General features: G+C 52.2%; 5 protein-coding genes. 2 read left to right on the plus strand and 3 right to left on the minus strand.

What is annotated here, in order from left to right:
* Positions 1–70 precede the first annotated feature (70 nt).
* The gene (gene ychF, locus RWJ96_RS03890) at positions 71–1,135 is read left to right on the plus strand and encodes a redox-regulated ATPase YchF (RefSeq protein WP_313996151.1); all 1,065 of its coding nucleotides are present in this window, start codon (positions 71–73) and stop codon (positions 1,133–1,135) included.
* A 177-nt stretch (positions 1,136–1,312) separates the two neighbouring features.
* Here the strand turns inward: ychF and RWJ96_RS03895 are convergent, their stop codons facing one another.
* The 3 genes from RWJ96_RS03895 to RWJ96_RS03905 form a co-directional block, all read right to left on the minus strand.
* Complete coding sequence (locus RWJ96_RS03895; RefSeq protein WP_314019057.1) at positions 1,313–3,001, minus strand: LCP family protein; 1,689 nt, start codon at positions 2,999–3,001, stop codon at positions 1,313–1,315.
* 219 nt (positions 3,002–3,220) lie between these two features.
* Positions 3,221–5,035, minus strand: a complete 1,815-nt coding sequence (locus tag RWJ96_RS03900) for an Ig-like domain-containing protein (protein WP_314019058.1) — start codon at positions 5,033–5,035, stop codon at positions 3,221–3,223.
* A gap of 462 nt (positions 5,036–5,497) precedes the next feature.
* The gene (locus tag RWJ96_RS03905) at positions 5,498–7,201 is read right to left on the minus strand and encodes a Cna B-type domain-containing protein (protein ID WP_314019059.1); all 1,704 of its coding nucleotides are present in this window, start codon (positions 7,199–7,201) and stop codon (positions 5,498–5,500) included.
* A 378-nt stretch (positions 7,202–7,579) separates the two neighbouring features.
* Here RWJ96_RS03905 and guaA point away from each other — a divergent pair, with 378 nt between their 5' ends.
* Entirely contained in the window at positions 7,580–9,169 is a 1,590-nt protein-coding gene (guaA, locus tag RWJ96_RS03910; protein WP_314019060.1) for a glutamine-hydrolyzing GMP synthase, read from the plus strand.
* Positions 9,170–9,349 lie beyond the last annotated feature (180 nt).

Genomic DNA, 9,349 nt, shown 5'->3' on the forward strand with positions numbered 1-9,349 from the left:
AACGCTTCTAGCTGCTCGTTCTTCTCGCGAGAAACACAAGTAACCGTCCACCGAAAACAAGAGGACTCACATGTCGCTTTCAATTGGTATCGTTGGCCTGCCAAACGTTGGTAAATCCACGCTGTTCACCGCGCTGACTCGCAAGGGTGGTCTGGCCGCAAACTATCCGTTTGCTACCATCGACCCTAATGTGGGCATCGTTGACGTACCCGACGCAAGGCTCCAGAAGCTGGCCGAGATTGTCAATCCTGGTCGCATCATGCCTGCAACCGTTGAGTTTGTGGACATCGCTGGCCTGGTCAAGGGCGCAAACGAGGGCGAGGGTCTGGGCAACCAGTTCCTGGCAAACATCCGTAACACCGACGCTATCTGCGAGGTTGTTCGCTACTTCAAGGACCCCGACGTCATTCACGTTGAGGGCCGCGTCAACCCTGACGAGGACGTGGACATCATCCAAACAGAGCTTATCCTGGCTGACTTGGGCACCATTGAGCGCGCTCTGCCTAAGCTGGAGAAAGAGGCCAAGCGCGATAAGGACCTCCAGCCCAAGCTCAACGTGGCAAAGCGCCTTCAGGAGTGGCTGAACGAGGGCAATCGCGCCGCTGACATGGAGATGACCGACGAGGAGCGCCTGGCTGCTCGCGACCTCTTCCTGCTTACCATGAAGCCAATCTTGTACGTCGCAAACGTCGACGAGGACATGCTCACCGAGCCCGCCCCTGTCATTAACGGCGTCCAGTCCATCCCTGTCTGCGCAGGTGTTGAGGCCGAGCTTGCTGACCTTGATCCAGAGGAGGCTGCAGAGTACCTGGAGTCCCTGGGACTTGAGCACTCCGGCCTGGAGACGCTCGCTCAGGCAGCATACAAGCTGCTTGGCCTTCAGAGCTACTTCACCGCTGGTCCTATGGAGGTCAGAGCTTGGACCGTCCGCATTGGCGCTAAGGCCCCCGAGGCCGCCGGCGTCATCCACTCCGACTTTGAGCGCGGCTTCATCAAGGCTGAGGTTGCCAGCTACAACGATTACGTGGAGCTGGGCGGCGAGGCTGGCTGCAAGACCGCAGGCAAGCTGCGCATCGAGGGCAAGGAGTACGTGGTCGAGGACGGCGACGTCATGCACTTCCGCTTTAACGTCTAAGCCACAAAACCGCTTACTGTAAACGTAAAACGGGCGAGAAGATCGGTCTTCTCGCCCGTTTTTGTGTGGGGTGGGGTAGTGCGCTGTGTGGCGCACGCCGTTGCGGGTCACACGCTGTGCGTCGCGCGTTGCGAGCCGCCGCGTGTCGTTAAGTCACGCGTGTCGGCGCGCGGACCGCTATCGCTTTGGGGCCTGATCGGTGCCCAGAACCACGGTGATGTCCACGTCGGTGGGGTAGGAACCGTCGTTTGCCTTGATGTTGGCGGTAGGGATGTCCAGCGCTTTTGCAACGCCAACGGCCTTTGCCAGGCCCGTACGCGTGCCGTCGTAGATGATAATCGAGTCGGTTGGATGCTCCAGAGAGCTGTCGGCGTAAGCGGTGTAGCCCTTAGTCTTCAGGATACCAGCCTTCTGAGCTGCAAGCCCTTGAACGTCAGTGCCATTGAGCACGGCAACTTCACCGGTGTAGTCAGGCTTGATGCTGTCGATAGCTGAAGGGTCTCCTCCGACGGTACCCACAACGCCTGTGGTTTCGTCGGTACTTGCATCCTCCAGAGGAGGCAGCGCCTGGTTTACGCGGTCCATCATAGTCTTCCACGCGCTCTTATCGACAATCTCATACCACACGTCATCAATGAGCTCGGACGTCGTCGGCGTACGAGCGGAATACATATCCTTGGAGGTGTCCATGCCCCTGAATGACATGGCCAGTCCCACAATATCGGTAACGTTGAAGTCAGTAGTCACGCTCTCGGCCATGGTTGAAACGGCACCGGACATAGAAACGGGGTCCAGCTGCAGGACTTTCTTGGCAATAGCTGTCAAAATCATGCGCTGGTTAGCCGCGCGGTAGAAGTCGCCGGCTCCGTAGTTGTCGTATGCATGACGACTACGAGAAAGGCCGAGCGCTTGCTGGCCGTTGAGCTGCTGCTCGCCGGCAGGAAGGTCGATGCCCGAGTATTGCATGTCAGAAACGGCAACGGGCAGGTTGACCGTAATGCCGCCGATGGAGTCCACAATCTTGGTGAACGACTCAAAGTCTACCTCGGCATAGTGCGAGATGTTGACGTTTGCCAGCTTGGAAACGGCCTCAACCATCCCGGACGCACCGCCATAGCTGTACGCGGAGTTGATCTTCTGCTTTCCATGTTCTCCCAGGTCAACCATAGTGTCTCGGGGGATGGAAATCAGGGTAATCTTCTTGTTCTTAGGGTCCACGCGAGCCAGAATAATAGTGTCAGCGCGGAAGTTTGCGTCGGAATCACCCCAGTTCTCCGCGCGCCCCTCGTCCTTATCGACACCAAGAAGCAGCATGTAGAACGGGTCGGATGGAGCAACCTGAACCAGCGTTGCCTGTAGGTTTGCGTCCAAGCCCTGACGGAGTTTTGAGTTAGTGTCCAGCATCCACCAAGCAAACGCTACGCCTGCTACCAGCAGCAACGTTCCCAGGATACCCGCAAAAATCTTAAGACCACGACCGCGAGAAGACCCTTGGCGCTTCTTGGAGTATGCTCCAACGCCTTCTGCGCGAGAAGGAGCGTGACTTACCGCACCTGCTCGGTGTGCAGCAAAGTGCGTGTGTTTTTGCTGCTGAGCTGGGGCTTCTTCAGGCCACTCGTCGCCGACGTTGGTCTGGCCAATCAAAGGCTCGCGCGTAAATCTGGAGCCGTGGGATTCGTGATTGTTGCGTGCAGAACTTGCACCTGCGCTTCGAACGCTGCCCAGCGTGCGAGGCTGATATGCGCCCTGATTATAAGCGTCATAATCGTCCTGTGCGAAGTCCTCTGTATCGTACTCAGGGGCATCTTCGTACCTATCACGGCTGTTGTGATCGTGATTCTGAGATGAATGTGACCTTCTGGCCATTGGGGCTCCTTTGTGTTTAATCTGCGTTTTGCCCAATGCGTTTTGTCAAACATCTACTATACGCAATTTTGCGTCTTTGTGCTGCATGGAAACAAACCTGCCACAAAAAATCCCCGCTTCAACGTGTGAAGCGGGGATGTGTGCGAGAAGTTCGTGGAGCTTGGCGCGAGAAGTACGAGCAACTTTTGCTCATAGCGTTACTTGCTGCGCAACGCTGCCTTACTTACGACGATCCTTCAGAGCATAGCCAAGCGTTGTAATAACGCTGCCCACGGTAGCTACTGCAACAAGAGCAATCTCGGAGAAGTCGCCAGTCTCAGGAAGCTTAGGCTGCTTCTTCTTTGGCTTCTTTGGAGTCTCTGATGGAGGAGTTGCTGGTGGGGTGTTTGGTGGCGTATTTGGAGGCGTGGTAGGAGGAGTGTTTGGTGGAATCTCGGTGTTGGTAACCGTGAAGCCATCAGTCTGGTTGCCCGAGACTGCGCTGGTATATCCAGCAGGAACGTTCTCTTCTACTACGGTGTAAGCAATAACGTGACCGTCTGTTGCATCGTTGCGGAGAAGACCGCTAAATGTTGCAGCCCAGTTATTGGTCTGGTCAAGAGTGACTGTCTCGGTGCTAGCAACGCCGTCTTTGTAGAGCCTGACGGTAACAGGACCGCCTACAGTTCCCACCCATGTCTTGTTAACTTGTACGTCAACTGTTGGGGTCTTCTCGTCCTCAACGGTCTTAATAACGCCGGTGGTTGCAGAAACGGTGAGGTTATACGTATCGGTATTGAGCTGGTAGCCAGCAGGAGCGGTAATCTCCTGAACATTGTAGGTGCCAGCAGGGAGCTTCTCGGTGGTAGCAGTACCATCTTCACCAGTGGTAATAGTCCAGGTCTTGGATGGATCAGTGGTGCTGGTCACCTTAAAGACTGCACCCGCAAGCTTGGTGTTGTGGTCGTTCTTATCCACCTTGACGATGCGGATACGAGCGATGAGGGTAGAAGTACCTTCTCCGCCGGAAGTTGCGTTGCGATATACCCAATCGGAGCTGTACTCAGGGTTATCGGAGTACATCTTGATGAGGTTACGCAGAGCAACACCTGGAACGTACGTGGTGCGATACGTGAACTTAAAGCTCTGACCGTTGCTGAGGTCTATGCCAGAAAGGTCAAGATCAAACGACTGTCCATCAGGAGAAATGTTGAGCATACCTGGGGTAATAGGAATGCGAGTTGCAGTTCCTGGAATGGTTGAGCCGTACTCATCAAAGCGAGCGCTCCAAAGCTCAAAAGTTCCTGGAACATAGGTAATCTCGGAAGGAAGGTCGCCGCCGCCCTGGTCGGATAGCTGGTCGTGTAGACGGACGTTGTGGAAGTTACCACCAGAGTAGTTGATGCGGCCGGTCCACTGAATCTCGTTTGCGTTGCCCTCAATAATCTTGCCCCACTTGGAGAGGTACTCAGTACCAATGGTACCAGGAGCGGTGACGTCAAACGTTACAGGAACAGGGCTGCCAGAGACAGTAAAGATAAAAGATTTACCGGTACCTGTCTGAACACGATGTGAATCAATGGTAAAGCCAAGTCGAGCGGTACCGCGCAGGTCAGTGTGGTTGTTAACGTAGTTGGTAAAGACAACACGCATGTTTCCACCAAAACCATCGGTACCAGGGGTGACGTGAGCTACTGCCATGACCTCGCCGGTTGCGGCATCGGTGATGTTAAAGGTAGACGCAGGATGAGCTGCGGTAAACCTCATCTCGTTAGGGAGGGTGACGTCAAAGTAATCGCCCGGTTCTACGTTAGCGTTTGCAGAGGCGTCCCACGTCATAGCAATGGCATACACATTTGCCTTGTTAACAACGGTAGTTGGATTACCAAAACGATCTTCAACTCTAAAGTCTGTAATGGTTGCGACAACCGCTTTAGGGGTGCCTGTAGCAGCTTCAGTGCTTGCAGTCTCAGCAAAAGCTGATTTTGCAGCAAGCGGAAGCGCCAGGACTAGCATGAAGACAAAACTTAACAGCTTAAACAGGCGTTTGTTCATCAGGACTCCTTTGCAATAGATGCGTCTATTTTCACCTATTACAAAGAGAATTTATTTGAGATTCTGTATATATTTATATAGATTTTTTAAAGTTCAAATATTTATGCAGGTACAAGGAATTTATCGGTTCTTTTTCTGATACCTTTTAAATAAATTACAGCTAAATTCACAGGTTCTTCACAATTGTTCACAACGAACATTCCACACTATGTGCAGCTTAACGTAATAAAAATGGATAAATATTACTCCTAATAAATCTAAATGCTGGACATTAGTCACTTTTTATACGTGATTCCGAATAGGTCATTTTTCTGTATGCAATTAAGGAGGCGAGAAGTTCTGTGGAGCCATGCAAAAGAGACGGTTTTCTCGCCAAAAAAGAACGCCTTGCCACGAGGACAAGACGTTCTTGTGAAGTTGCGTGGAGCTGCGCGCCCGCGCTGTTACGACTTCGCGCCAGACTTACTTGCGGCGCTTAAGTGCAACTGCGCTACTCAGTGCTGCCAAAGATCCAAAGAGGACGCTTGCAACAGAAGATGCATCTCCGGTGTGGGGGAGGTTGGACTTCTTGCGAGTCTTAGCAGGCTTCTCTGGAGTTGGAGGAACCTGGGTGTTGGTGACTACAAATCCCTGAGTTGCGTCGCCGGTGATCTGGCTAGTGTAGCCAGCTACCTCGTCCTCAGAGATGGTGTAGGTAATCTCAGAGCCATCAGCTGCATAAGCCTCGAGGCCTGTGAAGGAATCCTGCCAGTTGTTGTCAGAGCTCAAGGTAAGGGTCTTGCCGGTGTCAACGCCGTTTGCAAGCAGGTGAACGGTTACTGCTCCGCCCTCTGCACCATTCCAGACTTTCTGTACAGGGATGTCTGCGTGAGCGTTCTTCTTGTTCTCAATAATCTTGATAGTGCCGGACTGATTGTCAACGTTTACGGTGTAAACGGTGGTGTCGCGCACGTAACCATCTGGAGCAGTGAGCTCTTCGATGGTGTAGGAGCCGGTAGTGAGCCTTTCGGAGGTTGCAGTTCCGTCGGCGCTTGTAGTAAGAGTCCAAGAATCAGCTGGATTAGCAACGCTTGTTACCTTAAAAGTTGCGCCTGGAAGCTGGGTAGTTGCGTTGTCAGCATCAACCTTGATAATGCGGATGCGGCCGACAAGATTGCCGATTGCGCCGCCGGAGTTGTTTGGTGAGTAGTAAGTAAAGCCAATCTCGCTTCTTGGAGCACCGCCAGCGTTGGTAAGCACGCCATAGTTATGCAGAGCCATACCTGGGATAAAGGTGGTGCGATACTGCAGGAGGTAACGCTGACCCTGGGAGAAGTCAACGCCGCTCAGGTTGAGGTGGTAGGAGTGACCATCGGCTGCAATAGAAAGTGCACCATTAGGAATAGTGACCTCCTGGAGGTTGCTGTAGTTTCCCGTTGCATCAAAGTCTGCACGATACAGGTGGAAAGAGTTGGCAATGTAGGTTACCGATGTTGGCAGGTCGCCACCGTTTCTATCAGAGAGGGAGTCAGAGAACTCAACGCCAGTCATGTTAGAAGCGGAGTAGTTAAGACGAACATACCAAAGTACCTCGGACTCAGTACCGGTAACAGGTCCGCCCCACTTGTTGAGCCACTCTTCGCCAATGGTGTTCTTTGGACGAACAATCATGTTGAGAGGAACAGCGGTGCCGTTAACGCCAAAGTCAATGTGGGTGTTATCGCCTGCGTTGATGGCGTCGCGATCGTAGAGAGCGGACAGAGAGAAAGTACCCCTAATCTGAGTGTGGGTGTTTGCATAGTCTGTATAAACAACATGCAGGGTGCCGCCAAAAATGCTGCCAGCTGCTGGAGTTGGGTAAGCCCAAGCTACGGTTGCGCCGTTAGGATCTTTAACTTCAATTGGAGTTGTGTTTTGTGTGGCTGTGAACTGGACTTTATCGGGCAAGGTAATATCAAAATAGTCACCTTCTGCCACGGTAGAAGCGGTAGATTCCCAGTTGATTGTAATATGGTACAGATTATCAGTGGTAATCTCATTGACTGGTGTATAGGTATCATCAGCCACAGACATGCTGGTAATTTGGACCGGTGAAACAGTTGCAGCCGAAGCGAATGTTGCCACAAAAGTAACAACAATCATAAAAGGAACAAGAAATGCACCTAGTCTGAACAGTACTTTTTTCATAAACCAAACTCCAATTCGTCTTGCGAGCGTGAGAAAATTATTGCAGATAGGTACTTAAAAAATGTTACCAGTTTTGGTCGTCACAAAACAATTACATTTCAAATTATAGTATCTTTGACCTGCTCTTCTCGTCATATTTTGTGTTTTATAATTGTTAGAACTTAGTAGCATTTCTCGTCAGATTATAAAACTTTGACGTCTTTTGTTTGCGCAGAATAAGAAGACTTTTTGGCGCGCGCAATCTCTCGTGGTGTTATCGGCTGGTTGAAGGTATTATTAATAGCAATAAATTCGTGGTAGAGATATGTGTCCATACGTGCGGCATTGCGTTGGCGCAGAATCCAGAGTGACCGGGAAACCGGAGAAGCGGAGTCATGCATGAGCGAGTCCAGGCCCAAGCAGTTTGTTGCAGTTCTAGACTTTGGTGCCCAGTACGGCCAGTTAATTGCACGTCGCGTGCGTGATCTTAACGTCTACTCCGAGATTGTTCCTTGTGATATTTCTGCAGATGAGCTTCGTGAGCTCAATCCATCTGCGCTTATTTTGTCCGGCGGCCCTGCTTCCGTTTACGCGGAGGACGCGCCAAAGATTGACCCAGAGATTCTGGAGCTTGGCCTTCCTGTCTTTGGTTTCTGCTATGGACAGCAGATTATGGCGGTTACTTTGGGCGGCACCGTTGGACATACCGAGAAGGGCGAGTATGGCCCAGCTCATCTGACTCGCGTGGGGGAGAGCCGCATTTTTGACGGCACCGCTGAGCAGCAGACCGTTTGGATGAGCCACCGCGATGCTGTCTCTGAGGTCCCAGAGGGCTTTACCGTTACCGCTTCTACCGATGTTTGCCCTATTGCAGCTATGGAAAACGCTGCTAAGAACCTGTATTCCACTCAGTTCCACCCAGAGGTCAACCACACCGAGTGCGGTTCCCAGATGCTTTCAAACTTCCTGTTCAATATCTGTGGTTTTGAGAAGACGTGGACCATGGATAACATCATTGAGCAGAAGGTGGAGGAGATTCGCCAGAAGGTTGGCGATGGTCGCGTTATTTTGGCGCTTTCCGGCGGCGTTGACTCTTCTGTTGTCGCAGCTCTTGTTCACCGTGCTATCGGCGATCAGCTGACCTGCGTGTTTGTTAACCACGGCATGCTCCGTAAGGGCGAGCCAGAGATGGTTGAGCAGGTCTTCCGCAAGCAGTTTAACGTGCCATTGATTCACGTTCATGCAGAGGAGCGCTACGCTAAGCTTCTGGCAGGTGTTACTGAGCCAGAGATGAAGCGTCGCCTGATTGGTACCGAGTTCTGGAAGGTCTTCTTTGACGAGGCCCAGAAGCTGGACGGCGTTCAGTTCCTGGCACAGGGCACCATTTACCCTGACATTATTGAGTCTGGCGCTCGCAAGACGGGCGGCAAGGCTGCGACCATCAAGAGTCACCACAACCTGATTCCATTCCCAGAGGGCGTTCACTTTGACTTGATTGAGCCTCTGGATCACTTCTTCAAGGATGAGGTCCGTGCGCTGGGCGTTTCTCTTGGTCTGCCAGAAAACCTTGTCTACAGACAGCCTTTCCCAGGTCCTGGCCTTGCTATCCGCATCATTGGCGACGTTACCCCAGAAAAACTGGAGATTCTCCGCAATGCAGACGCTATTATCCGCGAAGAGATTGACGCCTATAATGCTCAGCTCTTTGACGAGACAGGCGATCGTAACTCCGAGCATAGCGTCTGGCAGTACTTTGCCGTGCTACCCGACATTAAGTCCGTTGGTGTAATGGGCGATGAGCGTACGTATGCTCGTCCGGTTATCCTGCGCGCCGTTGAGTCTAGTGACGCCATGACCGCTGACTGGGCAAAGCTTCCTTATGAGCTGCTGACTCGCATTTCTTCCCGTATTGTCAGCGAGGTTGTTGGTGTTAACCGCGTCGCGTATGACATTACCCCAAAGCCACCTGCGACCATTGAGTGGGAGTAGGCCGATAGGGTTCTGACCTGCGATTTTGAGTGCCGCACTGTGCCGCTGAGTTTCGTTTCGTACGAGAGTCATGACAAAGCCACCAGCGACGGAGATGAGTAAAAGCGATTAAAGAGCCTCCGTTCCTGAACTGCCTCCCATTTCTTGGACATAAGAAATAGGAGGCTTTTTATGCGTATG

The organism is Lancefieldella parvula, assembly GCF_963547875.1.
In the GTDB taxonomy this organism is placed as follows: Bacteria; Actinomycetota; Coriobacteriia; order Coriobacteriales; family Atopobiaceae; genus Lancefieldella; species Lancefieldella parvula_D.